Source organism: Acinetobacter piscicola, from assembly GCF_015218165.1.
GTDB lineage: Bacteria > Pseudomonadota > Gammaproteobacteria > Pseudomonadales > Moraxellaceae > Acinetobacter > Acinetobacter piscicola_A.
Genome location: NZ_CP048659.1, coordinates 2,491,781 through 2,516,431 on the forward strand (window position 1 = coordinate 2,491,781; position 24,651 = coordinate 2,516,431).

General features: G+C 37.2%; 22 protein-coding genes, 1 tRNA gene and 1 pseudogene. 11 read left to right on the forward strand and 13 right to left on the reverse strand.

The window, feature by feature from the left end; all coding sequences use genetic code 11:
- The first annotated feature begins 131 nt into the window (after window positions 1-131).
- The gene (dnaB, locus tag G0028_RS12255) at window positions 132-1,580 is read left to right on the forward strand and encodes a replicative DNA helicase (RefSeq protein ID WP_130073150.1); all 1,449 of its coding nucleotides are present in this window, start codon (window positions 132-134) and stop codon (window positions 1,578-1,580) included.
- A 54-nt stretch (window positions 1,581-1,634) separates the two neighbouring features.
- Here dnaB and G0028_RS12260 read toward each other — a convergent pair whose 3' ends face one another.
- The 3 genes from G0028_RS12260 to G0028_RS21225 all read right to left on the reverse strand — a co-directional run bounded on the left by G0028_RS12260 (window position 1,635) and on the right by G0028_RS21225 (window position 2,914).
- Window positions 1,635-2,204: a hypothetical protein gene (locus tag G0028_RS12260; RefSeq protein ID WP_180045114.1), complete on the reverse strand. Its 570-nt coding sequence runs from the start codon at window positions 2,202-2,204 to the stop codon at window positions 1,635-1,637.
- A gap of 315 nt (window positions 2,205-2,519) precedes the next feature.
- Window positions 2,520-2,669 carry a hypothetical protein gene (locus G0028_RS21220; RefSeq protein WP_213072953.1) on the reverse strand — a complete coding sequence of 50 codons (150 nt, stop codon included), beginning with the start codon at window positions 2,667-2,669 and terminating at the stop codon, window positions 2,520-2,522.
- The gene (locus tag G0028_RS21225) at window positions 2,666-2,914 is read right to left on the reverse strand and encodes a DUF4259 domain-containing protein (RefSeq protein WP_218946253.1); all 249 of its coding nucleotides are present in this window, start codon (window positions 2,912-2,914) and stop codon (window positions 2,666-2,668) included. Before G0028_RS21225 ends, G0028_RS21220 begins: the two co-directional genes overlap by 4 nt.
- A 303-nt stretch (window positions 2,915-3,217) precedes the next feature.
- On the opposite strand from G0028_RS21225, the gene alr reads away from it, so the two are divergent.
- Entirely contained in the window at window positions 3,218-4,291 is a 1,074-nt protein-coding gene (alr, locus tag G0028_RS12270) for an alanine racemase (RefSeq protein ID WP_180045113.1), read from the forward strand.
- Window positions 4,292-4,377: 86 nt separating this feature from the next.
- Here alr and G0028_RS12275 read toward each other — a convergent pair whose 3' ends face one another.
- Genes G0028_RS12275 through G0028_RS12290 form a run of 4 tightly spaced genes read right to left on the reverse strand, consistent with a single transcriptional unit; the run spans window position 4,378 to window position 8,131 of the window.
- A complete protein-coding gene (locus G0028_RS12275) occupies window positions 4,378-5,112 on the reverse strand; it encodes a proteasome-type protease (protein WP_174492382.1) in 735 nt (244 codons plus the stop codon).
- Between the two features lie 49 nt (window positions 5,113-5,161).
- On the reverse strand, window positions 5,162-5,944 hold the full coding sequence (locus tag G0028_RS12280; protein ID WP_180045112.1) for a transglutaminase family protein: 783 nt from the start codon (window positions 5,942-5,944) through the stop codon (window positions 5,162-5,164).
- Entirely contained in the window at window positions 5,941-6,549 is a 609-nt protein-coding gene (locus tag G0028_RS12285) for an alpha-E domain-containing protein (RefSeq protein ID WP_180045111.1), read from the reverse strand. The genes G0028_RS12280 and G0028_RS12285 overlap by 4 nt, the downstream gene beginning before the upstream one ends.
- 22 nt (window positions 6,550-6,571) lie before the next feature.
- A complete protein-coding gene (locus tag G0028_RS12290; protein ID WP_180045110.1) occupies window positions 6,572-8,131 on the reverse strand; it encodes a circularly permuted type 2 ATP-grasp protein in 1,560 nt (519 codons plus the stop codon).
- A gap of 234 nt (window positions 8,132-8,365) precedes the next feature.
- On the opposite strand from G0028_RS12290, the gene G0028_RS21105 reads away from it, so the two are divergent.
- Window positions 8,366-9,361 (forward strand): helix-turn-helix transcriptional regulator, encoded by a 996-nt coding sequence (locus G0028_RS21105; protein ID WP_217431186.1) that lies wholly within the window; start codon window positions 8,366-8,368, stop codon window positions 9,359-9,361.
- Window positions 9,362-9,717: 356 nt separating this feature from the next.
- Here G0028_RS21105 and mhpT read toward each other — a convergent pair.
- A pseudogene (gene mhpT / locus G0028_RS12300) lies at window positions 9,718-10,921 on the reverse strand (3-(3-hydroxy-phenyl)propionate transporter MhpT).
- Window positions 10,922-11,456: 535 nt separating this feature from the next.
- Here mhpT and G0028_RS12305 point away from each other — a divergent pair.
- Together G0028_RS12305 and G0028_RS12310 are read left to right on the forward strand one after the other, a co-directional pair.
- Window positions 11,457-11,532: transfer RNA gene (locus G0028_RS12305), tRNA-Asn, on the forward strand.
- 57 nt (window positions 11,533-11,589) lie between these two features.
- Window positions 11,590-12,042, forward strand: a complete 453-nt coding sequence (locus G0028_RS12310) for a DUF2726 domain-containing protein (RefSeq protein ID WP_180045109.1) — start codon at window positions 11,590-11,592, stop codon at window positions 12,040-12,042.
- A gap of 117 nt (window positions 12,043-12,159) precedes the next feature.
- On the opposite strand, the gene G0028_RS12315 is transcribed toward G0028_RS12310, so the two are convergent.
- Window positions 12,160-14,928 carry a M16 family metallopeptidase gene (locus tag G0028_RS12315; protein WP_180045108.1) on the reverse strand — a complete coding sequence of 923 codons (2,769 nt, stop codon included), beginning with the start codon at window positions 14,926-14,928 and terminating at the stop codon, window positions 12,160-12,162.
- Window positions 14,929-15,080: 152 nt separating this feature from the next.
- Entirely contained in the window at window positions 15,081-15,911 is an 831-nt protein-coding gene (locus G0028_RS12320) for a PhzF family phenazine biosynthesis protein (protein ID WP_180045107.1), read from the reverse strand.
- 231 nt (window positions 15,912-16,142) lie between these two features.
- On the opposite strand from G0028_RS12320, the gene G0028_RS12325 reads away from it, so the two are divergent.
- A complete protein-coding gene (locus G0028_RS12325) occupies window positions 16,143-16,436 on the forward strand; it encodes a hypothetical protein (protein WP_174492377.1) in 294 nt (97 codons plus the stop codon).
- Window positions 16,437-16,505: 69 nt separating this feature from the next.
- Here G0028_RS12325 and G0028_RS12330 read toward each other — a convergent pair whose 3' ends face one another.
- Window positions 16,506-17,897: an L-cystine transporter gene (locus G0028_RS12330; protein ID WP_180045106.1), complete on the reverse strand. Its 1,392-nt coding sequence runs from the start codon at window positions 17,895-17,897 to the stop codon at window positions 16,506-16,508.
- 372 nt (window positions 17,898-18,269) lie between these two features.
- On the opposite strand from G0028_RS12330, the gene G0028_RS12335 reads away from it, so the two are divergent.
- The gene (locus tag G0028_RS12335; protein ID WP_180045105.1) at window positions 18,270-19,457 is read left to right on the forward strand and encodes a YbfB/YjiJ family MFS transporter; all 1,188 of its coding nucleotides are present in this window, start codon (window positions 18,270-18,272) and stop codon (window positions 19,455-19,457) included.
- Between the two features lie 55 nt (window positions 19,458-19,512).
- Here G0028_RS12335 and G0028_RS12340 read toward each other — a convergent pair whose 3' ends face one another.
- Window positions 19,513-19,848, reverse strand: a complete 336-nt coding sequence (locus G0028_RS12340) for a pentapeptide repeat-containing protein (RefSeq protein WP_180045104.1) — start codon at window positions 19,846-19,848, stop codon at window positions 19,513-19,515.
- Between the two features lie 148 nt (window positions 19,849-19,996).
- The gene (gene icd, locus G0028_RS12345) at window positions 19,997-21,250 is read right to left on the reverse strand and encodes an NADP-dependent isocitrate dehydrogenase (protein WP_130073135.1); all 1,254 of its coding nucleotides are present in this window, start codon (window positions 21,248-21,250) and stop codon (window positions 19,997-19,999) included.
- Window positions 21,251-21,704: 454 nt separating this feature from the next.
- On the opposite strand from icd, the gene G0028_RS12350 reads away from it, so the two are divergent.
- From G0028_RS12350 to G0028_RS12365, 4 genes are all read left to right on the forward strand, one after another.
- Window positions 21,705-22,493: a pseudouridine synthase gene (locus G0028_RS12350; RefSeq protein ID WP_130073134.1), complete on the forward strand. Its 789-nt coding sequence runs from the start codon at window positions 21,705-21,707 to the stop codon at window positions 22,491-22,493.
- A gap of 208 nt (window positions 22,494-22,701) precedes the next feature.
- Window positions 22,702-23,106, forward strand: coding sequence for a hydroxyphenylacetyl-CoA thioesterase PaaI (gene paaI, locus G0028_RS12355; RefSeq protein ID WP_174492373.1), 405 nt, complete (start codon window positions 22,702-22,704; stop codon window positions 23,104-23,106).
- Between the two features lie 175 nt (window positions 23,107-23,281).
- A complete protein-coding gene (locus G0028_RS12360; protein WP_130073132.1) occupies window positions 23,282-23,668 on the forward strand; it encodes a carboxymuconolactone decarboxylase family protein in 387 nt (128 codons plus the stop codon).
- A gap of 299 nt (window positions 23,669-23,967) precedes the next feature.
- A complete protein-coding gene (locus tag G0028_RS12365; RefSeq protein ID WP_174492372.1) occupies window positions 23,968-24,477 on the forward strand; it encodes a tetratricopeptide repeat protein in 510 nt (169 codons plus the stop codon).
- The last annotated feature ends 174 nt before the right edge of the window (window positions 24,478-24,651 follow it).

Here is a 24,651-nt window from a genome sequence, read left to right on the forward strand (position 1 = left end):
CTACACGTTTTAACCTCTTTTTTATTTCGTAGTTTATATCCCATTTATGACCCTATTTAGGTTATGCTCTTAGCCTATTTTGAATAAATACAGTCAAACTGACTAATCATTTGACCAAAGGTTCTCACGCTATGTCTCAGGCACCAGCCAAAGCTTCTGCAACTCCTTTTAACAAAGATGCAAAATCTACCGAGGCATCACAACAACTCAAAGAATTTCGCACGCCTCCGCATAATTTAGCCATTGAACAAGCGGTACTTGCGGCACTCATGACCGTTGCTGAGTCGTTTGAACAAGTCAGTGATGTTTTACATGAAAATGACTTTTATGCATCTCGCCATAAATATATTTTTCGTGCCATTGAACAACTTAACAAAGATGGTTCACCCTATGATGCCGTTTTGGTCAATGACTGGCTAATCAAACAAAATCTCCTCGAAGCGATTGGTGGTGAAGAATATCTTGTTCAATTAATGGCAGACTCTCCTGCAAGTTTCTATAACTTAGAAACTTATGCCACTAAAATTCGTGAATTTGCGACTTTAAGAAATATGATTAAAGTGGGCAATGAAATTTTACAAAATGCTTATGACACCAAAGGTCGTGAAGTCAGTGAAATTTTAGATTTAGCTGAAACTAATATTTTCTCGATTGCTGAACAACATAATAACAATGCCAAAGCACAAGGTCCAAAGCCGATTACTTCGGTTGTAGCAGATGTATTTGACAAACTCAATGAACTTTCTCAACTCGAAGGTAATATCACGGGTTTAACGACAGGCTTTGTTGAACTTGATAATAAAACTTCGGGCATGCAAGCAGGTGACATGATCATCGTGGCAGCACGTCCATCGATGGGTAAAACCACGTTTGCCATGAATTTGGTCGAAAGTGTTCTCTTTAACTGTGATTTACCCGCCCTCGTTTTTTCAATGGAAATGCCTGCCGACTCCATCGCCATGCGTTTGATTTCCTCATACGGTAAAGTCCACCAAGGTCATTTACGTGCAGGTAAACTCGATGGTGATGAATGGTCAAAAGTCACAGGAACCATTTTACAACTGCAAGAAAAGCATCTGTATATCGATGACTCTTCTGCCCTACCCCCAACAGAAATGCGCGCACGTGCACGACGTATTGCCAAACAACATGGCGGTAAGCTTGGCTGTATCATGGTCGATTATCTTCAGCTGATGAAAGTGCCTGGCATGGGTGATAACCGTGTGGGTGAGATCGGTGAAATTTCACGAAGCTTAAAAGCACTGGCGAAAGAAATGCAATGTCCAGTGATCGCATTGTCACAGCTCAACCGTTCTTTAGAGAACCGTCCAAACAAACGTCCTGTCATGTCAGACTTACGTGAGTCAGGTGCGATTGAGCAGGATGCCGATTTGATTATGTTTATTTATCGTGATGAGGTTTATAACAAAGAATCAAAAGAAGCAGGCACAGCGGAAATTATTATTGGTAAACAACGTAATGGCCCTATTGGTTCTGTTCGTTTAGCTTTCGAAGGTCAATATACCCGTTTTAGTAATTTATCACCTGAATATTACGCACAATATGATGATGAAGAGTAAAAATGAAGCATAAATCTTGCTTACTTTTTAAACCTATTTTTTCAAATCTTCACTTTAAAACAGTGACTGCAACTTATTTACAAAGTCTTTCCACCATCGTTTAAAACTTAAAAATGATTGAGGATGCTGAATATTTTCATTCATTTTTAGCGGTGGAAATGCTTTATTGAGTTGTTCACATGTTGGATATTTTTGTTGAAGTTGTGCTAAGTAATGCGATTGATCGTATTGTATAAACCCGTCTAAGATACCAATCGTTTTCCGATCCCCAATTGCACAATTTGCTGTCTGTCGATTCCAAGCTAAAAACGGCTGCACGGGTTTAGAAACACTGAGCTGATTATGAGCACAACTCAAAGTTGCAAATGAAGCAATTTGATATTGCTCAGGTTTAGCGCCATCGGGAGTATAGGCTAAACCTATGATCAAACTGTCCTTTTTAATATTTTGACTAGAAAATGTACTTTGCCATTGTGTAGGTTTTGCATAGTTAAATTGATCAATCCAAGAACGAAAAATAAATTGATCTGCACTCAATTGAACTGTAAAACTTCTTGAATCCCCCTGTGCAGCTTGAGAGGCTTGGAAACGTGCGATAAAAACATCTTTTGGAGTATGCGGCATACAAGCCATGCTTTGTTGTATTGAAAATATCGTAAACAATGAAAAAACTAACAAAATATAAAGCTGCATAAAGTAGACTCTATTTTTATAAAAATTTTAGTGATTCAAATCAATATTTTATCGTTATAAATACATATCAAACTCCGCATTCCAGCATTGTCCATATTTTCAAAAATTTGATCCAATATCGATCATTATACACATACTGCATCAGCCATTTTCAACATTTCATCTAAAAATGCTTTATCGCCTTGTGTTAACAGCCTGATGATTTCCCATTCGATTTTTAAATCTACAAGATTGATAATGCTGCTTTTAGACGTTCAATACTATTACGCCAAACAGCATAATCTTCGGTTTACCCCAAAGTTCATTTAATTCTGAGTCATCACTTAAAACCAAATCTAATGCAGTTTGCGCTTTTTCTAATACTTCTACTGAGGGTTGAAACCCAATAGAACTCACCCATTCATCAACTTGTGCTGTTGAAGCATTATCTTTTGTATTCCTTTACCTAATAATTTAGCCACAACTTCAGCAGCAGCCACAATCATAGAAGCTTCATCTGCCTCTAAATAATCTTTTTGATTTTCAATTGCACGATTAAAAACACGGGCTAAAACAGACTCATCATTTCCACCCTCGACAAGCTGATCCACCCAATCTAAAGCATCATCATTTCCAAACGGTTCGTGTGACCAAGCGCCCATTTTTATTCCTCATATACAATGATGTATTTTCAAATTGATAGCGTATTAAAAAATCAACGGATACAATAGAGCCAAGCGTTTTATTTATTTAAGCAAATGTAAAATCATGGTGATGATAGATAAATGATTTTCTATTTTCCCGATATAAAATATGGAGATCATCAAAAACATAAATGTTGATGTTTATTTCATAATGAACGGCATACAATAGACGCTAGTAGAAAGATCCAATCTGATCATTCAAAAAACGTGCAGCTTTGACTGCTCGTTTATGTTTTTCATCTTCCTGAAGGAGTAATCAGGGTGCGCCAAGCAACAGTTTATATTGATAGCGAAGCTCTGCAATATAATTTAAACCGTGTTAAACAACTTGCCCCAACTGCTAAAATTGTCAGTATGGTCAAAGCCAATGCCTATGGGCACGGCGTAAAAGACTGTTTAGCCGCCCTCGCTGAAACAGATGCATTTGGTGTTGCTTGTCTTGAAGAAGCCTTAGAAATTCGTGCGTTGGGTTATCAACAGCCCATTACTTTAATCGAAGGTATTTTTAGTGCCGATGAAATGGCAGTGGTGGTTGAAAATAACATTGAAGTGATCGTACATCAGCAAGAACAATTGGACTGGTTACGCACTCAAAAAGATGCCTATATTGCTAAAGGCTTAAAAGTTTGGGTCAAATTGAATAGCGGAATGAATCGTTTGGGTTTTAAAGTACCTGAAATTATTGACGTCATCAACGCACTCAAAGCCGATGGTTTTACCTGTGTACTTGCCATGCACTTTGCCAATGCAGATGCTGAAAATCATCCCTTAAATGAACAACAAAAAAATCAATTTCTTCATGTAAAAGAAGCCTGCGCGCCCATCATGGGGTCTTGCTGTAACTCTGCTGCTATTTTTAAATGGCCTGAGCTTAATTTTGATTTTGTCCGTCCGGGCATCATGTTGTACGGTGCATCACCCTTTGCAGATCAGTCTGTCCAAGATTTAGATATCAAACCAGTGATGACTTTTACGGCTGAAATTATTGCCTTAAATTCGATTCAAGCAGGTGAATCTGTCGGTTATGGCTCTACCTTTATTGCCGAAACAGACATGGATATTGCCATTGTCTCAATTGGTTATGGCGATGGTTACCCACGCGCATTTCCAAAGCAAAATTATGTCGCAATCGACGGGAAACTCACTCCAGTGATTGGTCGTGTTGCCATGGATATGATTGCGATCGATATTACGGGTTTAAATGCACCTTTAGGAACCCAAGTTGAACTTTGGGGTAAAAATCGTTGGGTTGATGATGTCGCAGAAGCCAATGGTACAATTGGTTATGAATTACTCTGTCGCCTAAGTAACCGCCCTGTTCGTAAGAAAATCTAAATATTTATTGACTTAAAAATCCAAGCAAATGCTTGGATTTTTCTTCACAATTTTCAGTAAAAAGTTTAAGTTTAGAATATTTTTAGTTACTGAAAAAAATCCTCATTTGGTTTTGGTAAATCCTGTAAACCCTTTTTCAAAGTTTCTGACCATTGCTTACTAATATGCTGAAAATAAGGCTCTTCTTCATTGATTCGTTTCCCTTGCGGAATATTAAAAGCATCTTTTTGATACACCAAGCTATCTAATGGCATACCCACTGAGACATTTGAACGTAGCGTTGAATCAAACGAAATAAGACTACAACGCAAGGCTTCATCTAAAGGCATTTCATAGCTTAAAGCACGGTCTAAAATTGGTTTACCATACTTACTTTCACCAATTTGAAAATAAGGCGTATCACTAGTCGCAGAGATAAAATTACCTTGTGGGTAAATATTATAAAGCTGCATCTCTTCACCTTTAATTTGACCACCGACCAATAAACTACAAAAATAGTTACTCTGTTCCTGTGTATCTTCTGTAACATCAGCAATGACTTTACGCAAAGTTTGTCCAACCAAACCGGCCACATCAAACATGGTATTGACGCTATAGAGATTCGGCTCTTGTTTTAAGGTTAAATGATTATTTAAATGCCCAATCACTGCTTGTGTTGTCGCCAAATTGCCTGAAGTCTGTATACAAATAAAACGCTCACCGTCAACTCCAAAGGTATACAATTTTCGATAAACAGAAATATGATCGACGCCTGCATTGGTTCGCGTATCACTGATAAAGACCAAGCCATCTTTTAAACGGAGCGCACAACAATAGGTCATAGATCTTCCTTATTTTTTCTTACTGATACAGATTTTATTCACCCATATTCTAGGCACAAGCCAAGACTTGTACAATAGAATGCATCGACTCGAGTCCCCCATGTGAACGTACTCCTCGTACAGGTGCAACATCCCAATAATCTCGTCCTGTTGCGATATAAATATGTGAATTTGGCTGAAAAATTTGATTACTCACATCAAAGCAATACCATTTTCCTTGAATAAAAGCCTCTGCCCATGCATGACTCGCTAAGTGTGCCTGATCATTGACAAACAAATAACCTGAAACATAACGTGCAGGTACACCCAATGCCTTTGCCATCGCAATAAATACATGGCTATGATCTTGGCAAACACCTTGTTTTGCAGCAAAAGATTCGCTTGCCTGATGCCTCACTGTAGTTGTCGCAGGCATATATGGCATTTCATTTAAAATCGCTGCCGCTAAACGCTGTAAATTTTGCACATTAATGTGCGTCACATATTGCTGAGCAAATTGCAACATTTCAGATGAACACTGCGTAAATGGGGTCACTTGTAAAAAGTGCATCGGATCCAATGCCGTGTCTATGCCAAACAAATTATGTTCATCAATATCCACCACACCTTGCGCCATAATCATCAAGTCCATATATTCAAAATGCTGTGTTGCAGTCATCCACATATTATCAAACTGATCTTTTTGACAAGTATTTTGCCCAGGAACACTGATATTCCAATGCAATACTTCCTGATGCCGATTACTCTGTGGCATCATTTTAATATACTGAATACTGTTTTTTGCAGGTGCAGTATATTGGTAATAGGTCTGATGATTGATCATAAGTTTCATGCGGCATCCATCTCAAAAAGGTTTTGTATGTGGTCGCTAAAATGATAAAAATGATTACAATCAGGCTTCTCTTTTAATTGTTGCCAAGCTGCAGCTAAACTTGTCCATCCCAACACCCTGAATTGTTCAATCAACACATCTAATTCTGTTAATACGGCTTGTCGGTTTTGTTGTAAGCGAATATGGCGATCTAATTGTTCCACTTTTTGACCTAAACAGAAAAACATAAAGATATCTTCATCAGCTTCTGCATCAAGTACATCATTACACTCAGCAGCAACATCACAAATATAACCCGCATGATTTTCAGCTTGTCGTAACAATTGATTCAATTCAGCAAAACAATGTGCAGACAATACGCCACGTAAATCATGAATATTATTCTTGGCATTTTGAAATTGTTGGTGAAATGAAAACGGTTGTTCTGGGTCTAAAATCAATTCATTTAATGAACATGCATCAAACGCAGGCAGACAAAATGCATGGGCATAGTGCCTTGCTGATTCATCTTCTGTAAATGGAAATAAACTGCATGTATATTGAATGCGTGTCAGATAGCGTCCTAACCAAAAAATATGTTGTGCATTACTGCTTAATAAAATCATTGTTATTCTCCTCAGGTGAGTGTCAGTTATGCAATTGATCCAATACCCACGTGTCTTTAATTCCACCACCTTGGGAAGAATTAACCACCAATGAGTTCTTTTGCATCGCGACACGCGTTAAACCACCAGGTACAATTTCTGTCCGTTCAGGCGAGCTTAAAATAAAAGGACGTAAATCAACATGACGTGCGTCAATGCCATATTCTGTCAATGTTGGCGAAATAGATAAATCTAAAATAGGTTGAGCGATATAAGCATGTGGTTCAGCAATCAACTTTTGTTTAAAACAAGCAATATCAGCATCAGTAGCTTGAGAACCTATGAGCATCCCATACCCACCTGAACCTTGTGCTTCCTTGACCACTAAACGCTCCATATTCGATAAAACATAATCTAAATGTTGTGGATCTCGGCATGAATAGGTTGGAACATTCTTTAAAATCGCTTGTTCACCTAAATAAAACTCGATCATTTTATCCACATAAGGATAAATCGATTTATCATCAGCAACACCTGTACCAGGTGCATTGGCAATTACAACCTGTTGTTTTAAATATGCGGACATGAGTCCCGCCACACCTAATACACTTTCAGGTTTAAAGCACAATGGATCAAGAAAGGCATCATCAATTCGCCTATAAACTACATCAACTCGTTGTTTACCTCGGACTGTTTTCACATAAACCTTGTCGTTCTCAACATAAAGATCACTTGATGTTACTAAAGGAATACCCATTTCCCTTGCTAAAAAAGCATGTTCATAATAGGCACTGTTAAAACGACCTGGGGTAAGAACCACAATACAAGGTGAGTCGACATAAGCACTTTCGGTCAAGATTTGCTTTAATAAATTTGGATAATGCTCAATACCTTGTAAGTTAAGTTGACACAATTCAGGCATGATCTTTTGGCTAATTTTACGACTTTCAAGCATATAAGATACGCCTGAAGGTGTTCTTAAATTATCCTCCAGTACATAAAACTCACCCGCTTGATCTCGTACTAAATCCACACCACTGATTTGACTATACACTTTACCTTTGACTTGAAAATTCAACATGTGGGGTTGAAATGCTTCATGACTAAACACTTGTAGTTTTGGAATAATTCCAGCTTTTAGAATTTCAGCATGATGATAAATATCATCTAAAAATAAATTCAATGCTTGAATCCGCTGCGTACAGCCTGCTGCTATTTTCACCCATTGTTTTTTCGCAATAATACGTGGGATCAAGTCAAATGGAATGGTACGTTCAATATTTTCAGACTCGCTATACACTGCAAATGTGATGCCGTGATACATAAAATGAGACTTAGACAAATCATTGAGTTGATGCAATTCATCTAAACTATGTTGTGCTAACCAAGTTTCTAATTTTTGACGGATCTCAACCGACAAATGTACATCATCTGTCAATTCGTTAAAAAATTGGGTTTGAATTTGCGCCAATAAAGCTTTGCCTTGATATATGGATGCTATGTTTACATCCAAAGTAGTTTGTTTTTCTAAATTGTCTAATGCCTCTACAGGCAGTGCAAAATGTTCAAGACTTAAATTTGTAGGGTGATCTTCTTTAAACATATAAACCTCTACTTTTGTTATAAAATGTTACTTTGTAGTAGCAAAAACAATGCCAAATAGACTAAACACATTGATTATTTATTCAGCATTTATTTAAAGACTCAAGTGCAATTTTGCATGAACTTGTTTCAAAATATAGACAGACTTTTTAGGGATAAGCCTTGCTTAACGAGCTGATATTTTCTATTGTTATTCAGGTTTTATCTTTCATTCACTTATTTTCGTAATCGGATTATGTCTTCCCAAGAAAAAGAAACTTCAAACAGCCTGTACCGTCAGTGGCAAATTTTATCTCGCCTTTCTACTGGAAAATGGATGGGCACCCGTGAATTGCAAGAAACTTTAGAACGTGAAGGTATTGAAATCAGCTTACGTACCATTCAACGTGACTTGAATCAAATCTCACAGCGCTTTCCAATCGAAAACAACAAAACAGTGCCACAAGGTTGGCGTTGGCGCTCAGATGCACCGATTCAGAGCTTACCACACATGACCAGTTCACAGGCAGTGACCTTTATGATGGTTGAAGAACATCTTAACCATTTATTACCACCGAGTCTGATCGAAGAAATGAATCCATGGTTTGATCTCGCACGGCGGAGTCTTTCCACACAAAATAATGTGCGTCAGTGGGTTAACCGAGTACGCATCGTCCCTGCCAATCAACCTGTGATTCCCCCAATGGTCGAACGTCAAGCACAACAAGCGATTTATGAAGGTTTATTACAAGACAAACAAATCGAATGCGTTTATCGTGCGCGTGGACATCTAGGTGAAGAGAAAACCTATATTTTAAATCCACTTGGCTTGGTGCAAAAAGGAGCCATTATTTACCTGATCTGTACCCGTCATGACAAATCCGAAGTGCAAACTTTTGCATTACATCGTTTTAAATCAGCACATGTTTTAGACAGCCGGGCCCTGCATCCTGTGGATTTTGATATTGATGTCTATATTGACTCAGGCGCATTGGGTTTCCGTGTTAATTTCAATAAACCCACTGAAAATATTGAATTAAAATTGGTCATGCATGAAGATGATGCTCAATATTTTACTGAGAGCCAGCTGAGTAAGGCACAAAAAGTGAAGAAGCTCAATGATGAACTTTACGAAGTCAGCGCGGTTGTTCCTTTCACCTCACAATTGGTTTGGTGGCTAAGGAGTTTTGGTAAAAAATTGATTCGTATTGAACCTGTAGAAGTGTTTAATGCAGTGCATGAAATAGAATAAAAAAAAGAGCCCCCGCAGGCTCTTCAATATTCTTAATTTATTCTTGTTTTAAAAGATGCGAGTTTCAAATTTTCATTTGATACTTGCATTTAAAATATTGGAGAATGAAAAATAGCGCCTGAATATCAGCAAGCTAAATCGCCTGTATTAAATCGAATGCTCTTCATTGTCATGTCTGTTACCTCTCGTTTGAATGTAATTTTAATTTAGCCGAGTTTATTTTGATTGTGAAATAACCAATTTAGAAATTCTATTCTTAATTTATCTTAAACAATTATCCTGATATTTTTATCTTACAAATAAAAAAGTGACCATTTTCATGATCACTATTCACTCAACATTGCAAAATCCATGAATTACTTTTGCTTGGCTTTATAACGTGAGAGTACTGTCACTGCGACCGCAGATAAAATAATGCCTGGTGCACTTGCGATTAAAATACCTGTCGTTCCTAAGCCTAAAGCTAGAATTTTCCCTGTTAATAATGGTCCTGTCATTGCCCCCAAACGTCCAAGAGAAATTGCACTCCCCACGCCCGTTACCTTGCCAGCAGGTGAGTAAAAAATTGGGGAAATACCATATAAAATTGACTGACCACCCGTAGAAAACATACCTCCCAACACCCCTGCTACAATCAACAGCGCCAGCGAATGTGTGGTAAATAAAATCAACACAGCAACAAATAAACCCGTATAAATAATCACAGCCATTTGCCACAATTTAAGACGATCTAGTAAATATCCAAGTCCTAAGGTTCCAATGACAGCACCCACTTGGAATACTAACATTACCGTAAATGCTTCGCTTTTACTTAAACCTTGATCCATCAATAAATTTGGTAACCAACTGATTAAAATATAATTAATCATTAAGGTGAAAAAGAAGCTCACCCACAATGGCAATGTTTGTTTATAAGTATTATTTTTAAATAAAATCTCGTGCATGGCTGGAACAGGTTCTGCTGTTACTGTAACATTTTCCGCTGATGTTACTTTATCCTTTAAAATCACTGCCATAAATGGAAGCAAAATCAGAGGGGTAATTCCACCAATCAAGAAAATCGTTTGCCATTGTATATTTGGAAAGAAAATGGCGAGCCCTGCCACAAAAATTGCACCGACAGGCAAACCGCAATACATGAGACTATTTAATTTGCCTCGATTCGTCTCAGTGGCTTCATCCCCCTACGACTGAAATCATCGTCGGCATTGCTGCCCCTAGACCTAAACCCGTTACAAAACGTGAAATATATAAAACTTCTAAATTGGGCGCGAGTGCAGATAAGCTGAAAAACACACCAAAAATTGCAATAGATAGCATCAATACTTTCTTTTGCCCTAAATAATCTGCGATGCGTCCCCCAAAGAATGCCCCAAAAAGCATTCCAAAAACACCTAAACTAAAGACATAGCCCATTTGTACTTGGTCTAAACCAAATGTCGCTGCGATTCCTTTTGCAGCGATGCCAGGTGCTTGTAAATCGAATCCCTCAAAAAATGCGACCCAGAAACATAAAAATACAGTGAGTATTTTTTGCACCTTTGTTGACTGTTGTGCCATGATTGATCTCCATCAATAGTGAACAAACCGAATACCTAAGTGATTTGCTCGGCTATTGTGGAATCAAATCCCAAGAAGACATAGCACGACAATGGTCGGATTTGCCGTAGGAAATAGCCTAATTTTTCAAATAAATAAGACTTAAAAATTAAATTATTAATCGCTATTACAAATAAATAGATATATTTATATTATGATTCAAATACTTATTCAAATAAAAGCTTTCACTAATTGAGCCATAGATAAAATCTATACACTTACTTTTCGTTGATGAATTGCAAGTTCATCGACGTTGTCATGACGATTGCAATAATTTTTTCAATAAATTCTCCACGATATTCTTAGAACAACGTAAGAATAATCCTCATCTCATTCGAATTTGTATTTAAAACCAATTCTTCAGCCAATTCTTCACCGCCATTGTCTATAAACCCCTTGAAATGGTTAAATTTATATCAAACGCAAGCAATTATAGGGAAATATTGCATATTTCCCTTGACCATCTTCAGTTCCATCACTAAAATGCGTCTCAGATTCTCCAATAGCTCAGTCGGTAGAGCGACGGACTGTTAATCCGCAGGTCCCTGGTTCGAGCCCAGGTTGGAGAGCCAAATTCTAAAAACCCACTCTAGATTGAGTGGGTTTTTTCTTTTTTAAGATTGTCTTTTATGTTTGATTTACATGAAATTGTATTTTTTGTTATCGGCTGTGCTGCTTGCCTCGCTTTTTTCATGATTTGTTTTGGTCACCATTTATTTAAAAAACAACAATATTATTCAAAACCTATTCTTACCCATTTTGAACAAAAAATGTTTGTGCGTTTAAAAGATGCCTTCCCCCAATATCATATCTTGGCTCAAGTTGCTTTTAGTGCGCTATTGACCAGTAAACAATATAAGTTTCGTGCTCGTTTTAATCGTAAAGTCACTGATTTTGTGATTGTGAATGATCATTTTCAAGTCTTAGCAATTATTGAGTTAGATGACCCAAGCCACATCGGACAAGAGCAACGAGATGCAGAACGCGATGACATGTTGCATGAAGCGGGTTATACCGTGTTCCGATATACCCAAATTCCAACCTTGCAACAATTAAGAAAAGATTTTAAAAATATACAATAAGGTCACCCCCCTCATGGGTCGTATATAACTTTGAGCTCATGACTCAATACATAAAAAACTCTCCTTGCTCAAGCATATTTCAGTGCTTTACAAGGAGAGAATATTTATTTCATTTAATTAAGGCTTTTGCGCAGTGCCATATTGGTCTGCCATGACTTCAACCAATTGATCTAATTTGATATATTTTTTAATCACCGCATCAATATCCGCTTTGCTTAACTGAGCAAATTCTTGATCACGTATCGCCCGATCTTTTAAAGTCTTTTGGTTTTGCATTTGTGGCACAAGCATTTGATGAATAATACGATCATCTTCAAGTGAAGTGACTCGTTTTTTCATAATACGTGCTTTGGCTGCTTCCACTTCTTGCTCGGTTACACCTTGATTTAAAAGTGTAGTAAAGACTTGATGAATCACTTGTGAAACTTGTGCAGATTTACCTGCTGTATAGTTGGCTTCAACTTTAATTGCACCCGAGTCAACCACATCATCTAGTTGTAACTGACTACCAAAACCATATACCAAAGCATTCTTTTCACGTAATTCTTTACCTAAACGTGAAGACAGTTGTGAATCACCTAAAATACTGTCCAATACAATCAAAGCTGGAGCATCCTTATGATATGCGCCAACAGGAATCGTTAAAATACTTTGATAATTACCAAACTCTCGTTGCTCTGATAAAGCATGTACTTTTTGTGCTTTGTACTGATCAAAATCGCCACTTAAACGCACATATTTTTCTTTACTTTTCCAATTTCCAAGTTGCTGATTCAAAATATTTTCAATGTGCTTTGCATCATATTTACCTGTAATCGCAATTTGGGCATGTTGCGTTGCAAAGAATTTTTTATACAAATCCTTCACTTGCTGATTGGTCATTGCCTTAATTTGTTTTTTTGCAAGCTCAGGTTCATAGTGATAACGCAAATCCCCCGCTTTATAGGTTTCCAATAAACGAGAAATGGTCAAAGCTGCCACTGTTTCAGGCTCTGTATAAGGTCGATCTAAAGTGGCTAAACTTTGCAATTTAATCAAATCAAACTGTGATTGTTCAAATTTAGGATTTTTCAACACCTCAACAATATATTGGAAAAAGTCGTCAAATTTTTCACTTTTCGCTGAAATTTGGATCTGAATCCCATTGTCTGCCGAAGTTGCTGTCGCCAAGCCACCTGCTTCAATCGATTTATCGGCAATGTCTTGCAAACTATATTTATCCGACGCTCTTAATAATAAATAAGATGTAAATTCAATAATTTCATCTTTATTAAATAAAGATTCCGCTGTACCAAAACCGATATTTATTGTGGCATAGGTTTTGTCATCACGGGTTGTGGTTGGAAATAACGCATATTGCATGCCATTTTTTAGCGTACCACGCTGAATTTTTTGCTCAGTTTGATTTAACAATTGCTGAGACGTTTTTACATAGTCAGCAACTTCGCTTTTATATTCATCGACTGATTTTAATGGTTCTTCTGCAACCATTTGCTGATCTAAAGTTTTACTACTTTCAGTGCTTTGTTTCTGTTCCAAGGCTTTCTTTTGTGCTTCAGGTGTCGGTTGAATGTCACCGCTAAAACGATGTTGTGCGCTTAAAAATTCTTTCAACGTTTTATTGGTTTGCTCTACGGTTAGGGCTTGAATCGCTTGCTGATCTTTAAAATATTGCGCCCAATCACCATGCGAAGACACCACATATTCACTCAGCATAGAACCGACAGAAGTGGCACTACTCAGCAGATTATCTTGGGCATTTTTCATAAGATTTTTTACGCGCTTTAACTCAACCTCAGTAAAGCTTGGATTTTTTTCAATCTCTGAAATCAAAGATTGACTAATGCGTTTTTCATCATGTTTTGGTGAATAAATTGCCCCCATAAAGACCAAGTTAAAGTCATCATCTAACCATGTGGTCGATTGCACATTGGTGGCAATGCCTGTTTCCACCATATTGGAATATAAATGACCACTGGGTTGTAAGGTATATAAATAAGGCGCTAGTGCAAGTGCTGGCTGAATCGCTTGGTTTTTCCCATTCATATAGATATTAAACTTGGCTAAATCACTGCCCTTTTGTACTAAAAATTGGCGACTTTTCACGACCGCAGAATCTAACAGCGGAACTTGCGCTTGCTGTGGTAAGGCACGTGCAGGAATCGGGCTAAAGTTTTTATCAATTTGCTTTAACACTTCGGCTTTATCAAACTTACCTGAAATCACCATCACCGCATTATTCGGTGCATACCAATCTTTATAAAATTTATTTAACTCATTCATTTTAATCGATTGTAATTCAGATAAATCACCGATAGGTAAACGCCCTAAGGACTGATTACCATAAGCGGCTTTCCACATTTGATCCATCAACACCGCAAAAGGCTGATCCATACGCACTTCACGCTCACGCATGACGATGTTAATTTCAGACGGTACATATTTTTCTTGTAGAACTAATTTATCCATACGTTCAGCTTCTAAATAAATGATCTCATTTAAAGCAGCCGCTTCAGGACGTACGATATTGGTATATTTTGTTGAATAATAATCCGTACTTGCATTGGTCATTAAGGTATAACGGTCTAAACGGCGCTGAAATTCTTCGCCTTTGACATTTTCTGTGCCTTTAAATGCCAAATGTTCAAGTAAATGTGCTAAACCGCCTTTGCCTTTGGGATCATTTAAAGAACCTGTGAAATACACAGTATTCACAAAGACCTTACTCTCTTTATCATTGGGTGCCAATAACACCCGAAAGCCGTTGTCTAGCTTATATTCTTCAATATTATGTTCAGTTTTAACTAAAACCGTTTGTGCAAAGCCTGTTGCACTGATTCCCAACAAACAAAGTGATAAAGTGAGTTTTTTGAACCGCATTAACATAGAAATTCCAGATTTTTTTGAGAAATTTTAAAAACTTATAGATAGCTTATCTTAAAAAAGCCTGAAACAAATAAACAGTAATTTTTTGAAAGCATAGCCGTTTTTTTCAACGGCTTTTGTTCTATTCTTGCTACATGAAAATTAAATTCAGATTAAATATAAAGCTCTGCCTGCATATACAGTTTGGCATAGCCTGAAATTTCAATACGATTTTCATCCAAAATTTTGCAATATAGTTGTCCGCCTCGTGCAGATGCTTGATAAGCAATCAGTTGATTTTTGCCTAATTTTTCAGCCCATAACGGGGCTAAACCTGTATGCATAGAACCAGTCACGGGATCTTCATTGATACCTTTATGAGGTGCAAAATAACGTGCAACATAATCATATTGATCAGATGCGGCCGTAATGGTGACATCAGGCTGATCTTCGTGTGCAGTAATCGTGGTACTTACTTTATAACTTTCTGCTAACTTTTGGATAGCAACTAAATTTGGCACAGCATCAATGACCGCTTGTGCTGATTCAAGCACTAAAATAAATGCTTGTGCATTTTCATACACCGCTTGAATAGGCTGATCAATAACATGATGAAGTAAGTCTGGATAATCCTTTAGCGGTTGTGCTGCACGAATCGGAAAATTCATTTTGATTTTGCCATCTTCAGCTTGCTCAATGATAAATATTCCGAGATTTTTAACATGAAAATGAATAGTTTTTTCAACGGTATAATCTTTAAATAATACAAATGCAGCTGCTAAAGTCGCATGTCCACAAAAATCAACTTCAAGTACAGGAGTAAACCAACGTATTTCAAAATGACTGTTATCAATTCTTTTCACAAAAGCAGTTTCTGCTAAGTTATTTTCTAAAGCAATATTCTGCATCAAAGCATCCTCTAGCCACTCATCTAAGACCAATACAGCAGCAGGATTTCCCTTAAATAAGTTTTGGCTAAAAGCATCGACTTGGTACATTTTCATGGTAAAACTCCTCATTTCCACTTATTTTAAGCCAAATCAAAAATGAATACAGATACAACATTTGTTTTTAAATAGATACAGATCTAAGTCCTATGCACTTAAACTTATTGTCATAATCAGCCGCTGCTTTAGAGATCAATCAATGTTATAACTCAGTATTGTTGGTAAAATAGTAGATATTTTATGAGAATAATCCATCATCTAATACCCAGTTTAATACTGAGTCTTTTTATGATTAGCCCCATTGTCCATGCAAAAAATACCACATGGATGGCAGGAACTCGCTATAAAGGACAAGTAACGGTCGTCATGCAAAATCATGCAAAGCTACTATGGAAATGTAATGGCAGTGTGTGTCGTGTGACAGGTTCTTTTGGTGAGCAGTTGTCACTTGAAGCATGTCAAGGTTTGGTAAGACATACAGGACCCTTGCGATTTTATAAAAATACTCACGGTCAAATTTGGAGTTATAAATCTGCTGAATTGGCGCAGTGTAATGCAGTACACACAAAAAAGCATCAGTAAATTTCACTCATTTACTGATGCTCCACGGGCTTAAATGACTTTATATTCTAGTCATTTTAACGCAAAAGTTTAACGATTTGATAATTCCAAATCAGCATCATTGCTCAAAATAGCCTGATCTGTTTGCCCCATAAATTGGCTGGTGACCATACCTGCCGTCATTGAACCATTGACATTCAATGCTGTGCGTCCCATATCAATCAAAGGTTCAATTGAAATCAGTAATGCAACCAAAGTCACAGGTAAGCCCATAATAGGCAATACAATCAAAGCAGCAAATGTTGCACCACCACCTACACCCGCAACCCCAATCGAGCTTAAAGTGACGATACAAACCAGCGTCAAAATCCACACTGGATCTAAAGGATTAATCCCCACTGTTGGCGCGACCATGACCGCAAGCATAGCAGGATATAAACCTGCACACCCATTTTGACCAATCGTGGTCCCAAAAGATGCTGAAAAACTGGCAATCGACTCAGGCACACCCAAACGTTGTGTTTGTGCTTCAATATTTAAAGGAATACTTGCTGCACTTGAACGACTGGTAAACGCAAAATTTAACACGGGTAATACTTTTTTAAAGAATCGCAGCGGATTAATTCCTGTCAAAGTTAAAATAATCGCATGGACAGCGAACATGATTGCCAATCCAAGATAGGATGCAACAAGAAATCCGCCCAGATTAATAATATCCACCATTTTAGAGCTGGCAACGACTTTGGTAATTAAAGCAAATACGCCATAAGGAGTCAGTAACATCACCAAACGTACAAGTTTCATCACCCATGCTTGTAAAGTATCAATGGCGGTGACAATACGTTGCCCTTTCTCAGGTGCATCTTTGATCAGCTGTATACCTGCCAAACCTAAAAAAGTCGCAAAAATCACCACACTAATAATTGAAGTCGGATGTGCACCTGTCATTTCGGCAAAAGGGTTAGTTGGAACAAAAGAAAGAATAAAATCAGGAACATTCAGATCAGTGACTTTACCGACATATTCGGCATTAATTTTGGCTAAACGTTCTGTTTCTTGTGTACCTTGTATCAAACCTGCTGCACTTAAACCAAATAAATTAGTAACAAATACTCCCACTAATGCTGCAATAAATGTTGTAGTTAATAAAGTACCAATACTATAAATACTTATTTTTCCGAGCGATGAGGCATCATGTAATTTGATTACCGCATTTAAAATTGAAACCAGGACCAACGGCATCACCACCATTTGTAAAAGTTTCACATAACCATTACCTACAATGTTAAACCACTGAATAGATTCAGCTAAAATCTCAGGTTGTGCGCCATAGATCCAATGTAATGCTAAGCCAAAAACGACACCTAAACACAAACCAGCAAAAACCTTTTTGGCTAAACTCCAGTCGGTTTTTCGGGTTTGTGAAAGTAAATAAATGAGAGCTAAGAATATTAAAATATTCAAAACGAGTGGATAATTCATTTAATTTTCCAAAATTTCGTACTGCCCTATTATATTGCAATTCAGCTGTAGCCATGATTTTTTAGCACTTTTATATATAACACTGTACTTTTTATTGGCAGATGAATTATTTGCAATATCAATATATTCGACTATATATCTAAAAAATTGCTAAGCTTTTCTGAAAATAAAATAAATCATGCAAAAAATCTAACATAAAACTCAAACCACAATCACATTTTTCTACATTGAAAGAAATGAATATTTCACACCATTGATGCTCCGTTCATGTACAACAGAAATATCCTTTAAATAAATCATGTTTATGACTTGCCAAGTACCACGAAGAGATTTAGGGTGAGTTTAAATATTGACCGAAAGATAAAAAATAGCATGGATGACACTCAAATTAGTAAAATTAAACTCAGCCTTTTCCTGTGCTTAAGTACATGCCTAGGCATCGGCTTATTTCGCTTTTCCTACACAGCCCTATTACCCTCAACGCGCGAAAGTTATGAATGGACAACAAATTTTGCCAGTATTTTGGGTAGTGCCAATTTATTCGGTTATTTGATTGGTGCATTTGTTGCGATGAAATTACCACAAAATCAAAGCATGGCAAAATATCTACGCTACGCTGCTTTTACCGGAACAATCAGTCTGTTAAGCTGTGCCTTTGCTGACTTTCCCAAGCTTTGGTATATCGTCTGGCGCACGATTTCAGGCATCAGTGGTGGTTTGCTGATGATTCTTGCACCCAGTGTTGTTGTGCAATGTTGTGCTGCTCAAGATCGCTTAAAAATTAATTTTATTGGTTTTAGTGGTATAGGCATTGGGGTGCTGTTAGCAACTTTATTTATGCCATTTTTAGACCGCATCTCCACACAGATGGCATGGCTCATTTTATTTGCATTTGCCTTATTTATTTGCTTCATTCTTTCTTATTTACTCAACATTTTCCAACAGCATTTAAGCCGTATTCAGAAAGTGACACAACAAGGCAGCATCATTGATGGCATGTATTTTTGCTTATTGATCGTCTATTCATGCAGTGCTTTTGCCTATGTACCACACTCATTATTTTGGATTGATTATTTAAGGAATACATTGAGTCTTGATTTATATCATATTAATTTAAATTGGATTTTATACGGTTCAGGTAGTGCCTTAGGTGCGGTGACAGCGTATCTCTGTGCACGAAAGTTTGGGCATTTTAGCGCTTTGAAACTTTTATATAGCGCTTATGTGATTGCAATTATCATTGCGGTGTTCAATATTCACCCTATATTGACTTATACCTCATCATTTTTTACAGGTCTGCTGAATCCTGCGGTGGTATTTTTGACCTCCTATACCATTATGCATTTATATGGTGGAGCATATAAAAAACTATGGAGTATGGCGACTTTATGTTTTGCATTGACGCAATTGATTGGTGGTTTATGTTTTAGTGCTTTGCAACATTTTGGTGTGTCTTATCATCAACAATTTGTTTTGGCGGCAACAGTTTTATTATTGGGAACGGTACAGTTTTTTTTCTATAGTTCACGAACTATTTTGCCTAAATATACACAGCATTAAGAGATTTTCTGATCCAAAAATATTTGAACTGTGTAGGAAATATTCCATCTATTTCCTACATAAAATCTAAATCAAGCAGTGAATTTATACGACAATTCACAAAATTTGTTTTGATGATTTGCATATGTTTCATCACACAATTCTCAAAAATACAATTTTCAAAATGACAGTCATTAATCATCAGTGTAATCAAATGCGCACCAATAAAATGGCAATTTTTAAATTCTGACTGAGCAATAAATGCACCGCGTAAATTACTCTTCACCCATGTAAAACCTGTTAAATTCAGCTGATTCAATCTGACTCGATGTAAATTCATCGCATTAAATTGATATTTTCCAATAAACACAGAACTTCTAAAATTTTGTTCAAACATAAAATCATACATCATTACCTCCCCTCATCGTTTTATCTCATTATTTTTAAATTACTTAGTTTTAAATCACTGAAAGACTTAATCCAATTGATCATCTATCTCTACAAGTTCAGCGTCAATAAAAAGCCCGCAAATTTTGCAGGCTCTGTTTGCGTTCTAAATCTTAATCCATATGTTGTATGATCGCATTTCCGAACTCAGAACAACGTAACAATGTAGCATTTTCCATTAAACGCTCAAAATCATAAGTCACAGTTTTCGCTGCAATTGCACCTGAAATACCCTTGATAATCAAATCAGCAGCTTCAATCCACCCCATATCACGCAGCATCATTTCTGCAGACAAAATGATTGAACCTGGGTTCACTTTGTCCTGACCTGCATATTTTGGTGCTGTGCCGTGTGTGGCTTCATATACAGCTATTGCACCACCAATATTTGCCCCTGGTGCAATCCCGATTCCTCCCACTTCTGCAGCCAAGGCATCAGAAACATAGTCACCGTTTAAATTTAAGGTTGCAATCACTGAATAATCTGCAGGGCGCATCAGGATTTGCTGTAAAAAGGCATCGGCAATCACATCTTTAATGACAATATCTTTACCCGTTTTAGGGTTTTTAATTTTCACCCAAGGACCACCATCGATTAGCTCTCCACCGAAACGCTCAATCGCAAGTTCATAGCCCCACTCTTTAAATGCACCTTCGGTATATTTCATGATATTGCCTTTATGAACTAACGTCACACTCGGCTTATCATGATCAATGGCAAATTGAATGGCTTTACGCACCAAACGCTGTGTACCCTCTTTAGACACAGGCTTAATGCCAATACCGCAATTGTCCTCAAAACGGATTTTTGTAACACCCATTTCTTCTTTTAAAAATTTAATGACTTTTTTCGCTTCAGGTGAATCAGCTTGCCATTCGATGCCTGCATAAATATCTTCTGAATTTTCACGAAAAATAACCATATCCGTCAATTCAGGATGACGTACTGGTGATGGTACACCTTTAAACCAACGTACAGGACGTACACAGACATAGAGGTCTAATTCTTGGCGCAATGCTACATTTAACGAGCGAATTCCCCCGCCAACAGGAGTAGTCAAAGGCCCTTTGATTGAGACTACATATTCACGCAAGGCCTCAAAAGTTTCTTCTGGCATATAAGTGCCATAAATTTTATTGGCTTTTTCACCGCAATACACTTCCATCCATTCAATGCAACGTTTACTTCCATAAGCTTTTTGTACGGCTGCATTCACCACATTTTTCATGGTTGGGGTAATATCGACGCCAATACCATCGCCTTCAATAAATGGGATAATGGGATGATTGGGAACATTTAAGGATAAATCTGCATTAACTGTAATTTTGCTGCCATCCGCAGGTACAACGATCTTTTGATAACCCATTGTGCAGGTGCTCCCTTTTTATAATTAGCATTTGTAAAATAAAAATAATTGCTCAGAAACGATTTGTTCCATCTGTGTTTATTTATAACAGATTAATCGAATTTGCATACTTTTGAGATTTATATCAGGAATAACTACATTTCTCTATTGAATGAAATACATTGTTTTTACATTGATCTCAATTCACGTCTATTTCTATGATCATTTTTATTTTAAATTCAATATCACATCAGGGTTTATAGCCCCAAATTGCTCATGTCTATTTAAGTCAAGCCTTTCTAAGAGCAAATATCTATAGAGAAATGTGCAGAGCATCAAATTTAATTCTGTTATAATCCATAACATTCTGTGGGCTTCAATTTTTCCGCACTCCCACGCCCCTTTTTTTAAATGGGTAAGTCAACGGTTCACCTCGTTCATACCCCACGATATTTCTATTTAAACAGTTAATTTTATGAAAATTGTTATTCTCAATAAACCTTATGGGGTTCTCTCCCAATTCCGTAAAGATGAAGCCCACATGACCATGTCTGACTTCGTCCAAGATTCGACTTTGCGTTTGGCAGGTCGTTTGGACATGGACTCAGAAGGTTTGGTCTTTCTTACCGATCACGGCGGACTCAACCAATATATTACCAACCCTGCCAATAAAAAATTTAAAACCTATTTAGTTCAAGTCGATGGTGACGTGACTGATGAAGCTTTAGAGCAACTGCGTCAAGGTGTTGAACTCAAAGATGGTATGACTTTGCCTGCTAAAGCTGAAAAAGTTGAGCAACCAGCATGGTTATGGGAGCGTGATCCTCCTGTACGTTTCCGTGCCAATATTCCAACCTCTTGGATTGAAATTTCAATCTGTGAAGGTCGTAACCGCCAAGTTCGTCGTATGACTTCGGCTGTGGGTTTTCCAACTTTGCGTTTAATTCGGACGAAAATTGGTGCGATTGATTTAGTACAAATGGCTTTACAACCAGGGGAAACTAAAGAAATCGAACCTCTTTTATATCCTGACTTTCAAAATGTACCTGCGGAAGAACCTTATCGTTCACGTTCTTATGTGAAAAAACCGGGTGGTACAGGCGGTAAACCGATGGTTCGTAAAAATAAAGATGGCTCTGTGAAAAAGTCAGGGACAAAGCGTATTTGGCAGATGGATGAAAGTGAAAGACCAAAACGTAAAACTAATGGCACCACACGTCCAAACACTAAAGCACCACGTGGTCGGGGGCGTAACGGACGTTAATTTTTAAGCTTTTAAAAAGCTCACACAGTGGGCTTTTTTAATTTTCTCACTCCCATAAGCCCATATTTTGATCATCATTGTAATACACCGATTTTCAATCCTCTAAATTTCAGCAGCTATTCATCTTGTCTTAGCGCTAGCAAAATGTTATTTATGATACATTATTTTATATTTAAAAATAATTAAGTATCACTAATAGGATTTTAATATGACACAGGATTTGCAAAAAAATGTTTTTGAAAATGATGCCGTGATGCAAAATTTAGGTGTTCATCTTGATCACTATGCACATAAAACAGCACAGCTTTCCTTAACCATTACGACTCAACACACGCAAGGACATGGAACATGCCATGGTGGTATCATCTTTACGCTTGCAGATGGTGCATTTGCGGTTGCCTGTAATTCTGAAACGACTGCGGTTGGGCAACATTGTACGATTAGCTATTTAAAACCAGCAAAAGTCGGCGATACATTAACTGCAAAAGCGCTATTCAAAGCCCCTAGCGGTCGTTCTGAAATTTACGATATTACGCTTACCAACCAACACAATGAAATTATTGCAGAATTTCGAGGTGTATCACGCATGGTCAAGAAGATTCAAAACACTTAATATGACCAAAAGCAGATAAGACAGAACAGATCACTCAATATTGCGGTAAACCTTTGAGCTTTTTTACAGCACTCAAGTACAATAGTTTTCTGAACTTAGACGTTCCGCTTATGGTTTTCTGTATAAAAAGCTTTAGGCTATAGCACATACTATTAAATGATCAGGATCAAGGTCAATGTCACAACAAGATTATGAAAATGGCTTAAAAGTTCGCACAGAAGTCATGGGCGAAAGTTTTGTAAAACGTGCACAAGAAAATACTGTGCCTTTCACACAACCTTTACAAGATTGGATTAATGAACATGCATGGGGTTCTACTTGGCAACGTGAAGGCGTGTTACCACGTAAATATCGCTCTCTCATTACCATTGCTTTTTTAACGGCGCAAAAAAGCCCAACTGAATTAAAAGGCCACGTGCGTGGCGCCTTAAACAATGGAGCAACTGTTGAAGAAATCCAAGAAGTTCTGTTGCATAGCCTTCCTTATTGTGGAGCACCTGCCACGCAAGAAGCTTTTCGTGCGGCACTAGAAGTAATTAATGAATACTCACAAACTAAATAGAATAGAAATAACAGAATAAGGCTAGTTCCAATCTAGCCTTCATAAACTATATATTTTAAATCTAAATTGTAGTTTTAAGCCCCCAAAATACACATCATTTAATGAGTCAATATCTTTATAGAGGGTTTCATTATCTGACTTAAAATTACTTCAGAATCGTCCAAAGGTGACTATGATCATGATCTTAATTTTTAGTCTTCAATGATCCAACTCATTCTATTAATGATGCCAATCTTCGGATTGGCTTTTTTGTGGTAACCTTTTAGGCTATAACGCTCTAATGCTTTGGATTTTTGAATATGTCTGATCTCCCTATTTCAACTGAATTATATAACCGTGCAATGGCTGGCAACCGTAATGCTCAATTTGAACTTGCTGAAATTTATATGCAAAGTGAAAAAGATGAACATGTTGAATTGGCAGAAGAATGGGCACTCAAAGCCGCACAATTGGGGCATGTTGAAGCGATGTACTGGTTGGGCGAAGGCTATGCAGTCTATGCAAAAGACATGTTAGAAGAAGATCCTGAAGAAGCGAAAGCCTACTTTGAACATGCACATCGTTGGTTAGAACAAGCTGTTAAACACAATCACCCTGCTGCCATTTTTGAATTAGCCAATTTTTACCGCCGTGGTGATGTGGTAGAAAAAAATGTGCTTAAATCCATCGAAATGCTAGAACAAGCCGCTAAACTTGGCGAAGTACAAGCCATGCGTGATCTTGTCGCCATTTATGAACATGGTTTGGGTGTGGATATTAATGAAGCAAAAGCTGATTTTTGGGCAGAAAAAGTGCAAGCTGCAGAATAAAGGTAATAGGCTCATTGAATATGTTTTTCAATGAGCTTATTCATTCTGATCAAAAAGCTTCAAGATTAAACTGATCGCTTAATTCAAAAATATAATGAAAGACATAATTTAACAGAACGAACATTGTGATTTCAAAGAATAGAAGAAGCTATCTAATCTCAGCTTACAAAATTA

Bases quoted from the DNA above. Each gene is read 5' to 3' on its own strand.
- G0028_RS12325 (WP_174492377.1), top strand. From the start codon at position 16,143: ATGATTAGCCCCATTGTCCATGCAAAAAATACCACATGGATGGCAGGA.
- G0028_RS12290 (WP_180045110.1), bottom strand. From the start codon at position 8,131: ATGTTTAAAGAAGATCACCCTACAAATTTAAGTCTTGAACATTTTGCA.
- dnaB (WP_130073150.1), top strand. From the start codon at position 132: ATGTCTCAGGCACCAGCCAAAGCTTCTGCAACTCCTTTTAACAAAGAT.
- G0028_RS12320 (WP_180045107.1), bottom strand. From the start codon at position 15,911: ATGAAAATGTACCAAGTCGATGCTTTTAGCCAAAACTTATTTAAGGGA.
- G0028_RS12360 (WP_130073132.1), top strand. From the start codon at position 23,282: ATGTCACAACAAGATTATGAAAATGGCTTAAAAGTTCGCACAGAAGTC.
- G0028_RS12350 (WP_130073134.1), top strand. From the start codon at position 21,705: ATGAAAATTGTTATTCTCAATAAACCTTATGGGGTTCTCTCCCAATTC.
- G0028_RS12335 (WP_180045105.1), top strand. From the start codon at position 18,270: ATGGATGACACTCAAATTAGTAAAATTAAACTCAGCCTTTTCCTGTGC.
- G0028_RS21225 (WP_218946253.1), bottom strand. From the start codon at position 2,914: ATGGGCGCTTGGTCACACGAACCGTTTGGAAATGATGATGCTTTAGAT.
- G0028_RS12315 (WP_180045108.1), bottom strand. From the start codon at position 14,928: ATGTTAATGCGGTTCAAAAAACTCACTTTATCACTTTGTTTGTTGGGA.
- G0028_RS12340 (WP_180045104.1), bottom strand. From the start codon at position 19,848: ATGATGTATGATTTTATGTTTGAACAAAATTTTAGAAGTTCTGTGTTT.
- G0028_RS12275 (WP_174492382.1), bottom strand. From the start codon at position 5,112: ATGACCTATTGTTGTGCGCTCCGTTTAAAAGATGGCTTGGTCTTTATC.
- icd (WP_130073135.1), bottom strand. From the start codon at position 21,250: ATGGGTTATCAAAAGATCGTTGTACCTGCGGATGGCAGCAAAATTACA.
- G0028_RS12365 (WP_174492372.1), top strand. From the start codon at position 23,968: ATGTCTGATCTCCCTATTTCAACTGAATTATATAACCGTGCAATGGCT.
- G0028_RS12260 (WP_180045114.1), bottom strand. From the start codon at position 2,204: ATGCCGCATACTCCAAAAGATGTTTTTATCGCACGTTTCCAAGCCTCT.
- G0028_RS12330 (WP_180045106.1), bottom strand. From the start codon at position 17,897: ATGAATTATCCACTCGTTTTGAATATTTTAATATTCTTAGCTCTCATT.
- G0028_RS21105 (WP_217431186.1), top strand. From the start codon at position 8,366: ATGTCTTCCCAAGAAAAAGAAACTTCAAACAGCCTGTACCGTCAGTGG.
- G0028_RS12280 (WP_180045112.1), bottom strand. From the start codon at position 5,944: ATGAAACTTATGATCAATCATCAGACCTATTACCAATATACTGCACCT.
- G0028_RS12310 (WP_180045109.1), top strand. From the start codon at position 11,590: ATGTTTGATTTACATGAAATTGTATTTTTTGTTATCGGCTGTGCTGCT.
- G0028_RS12285 (WP_180045111.1), bottom strand. From the start codon at position 6,549: ATGATTTTATTAAGCAGTAATGCACAACATATTTTTTGGTTAGGACGC.
- paaI (WP_174492373.1), top strand. From the start codon at position 22,702: ATGACACAGGATTTGCAAAAAAATGTTTTTGAAAATGATGCCGTGATG.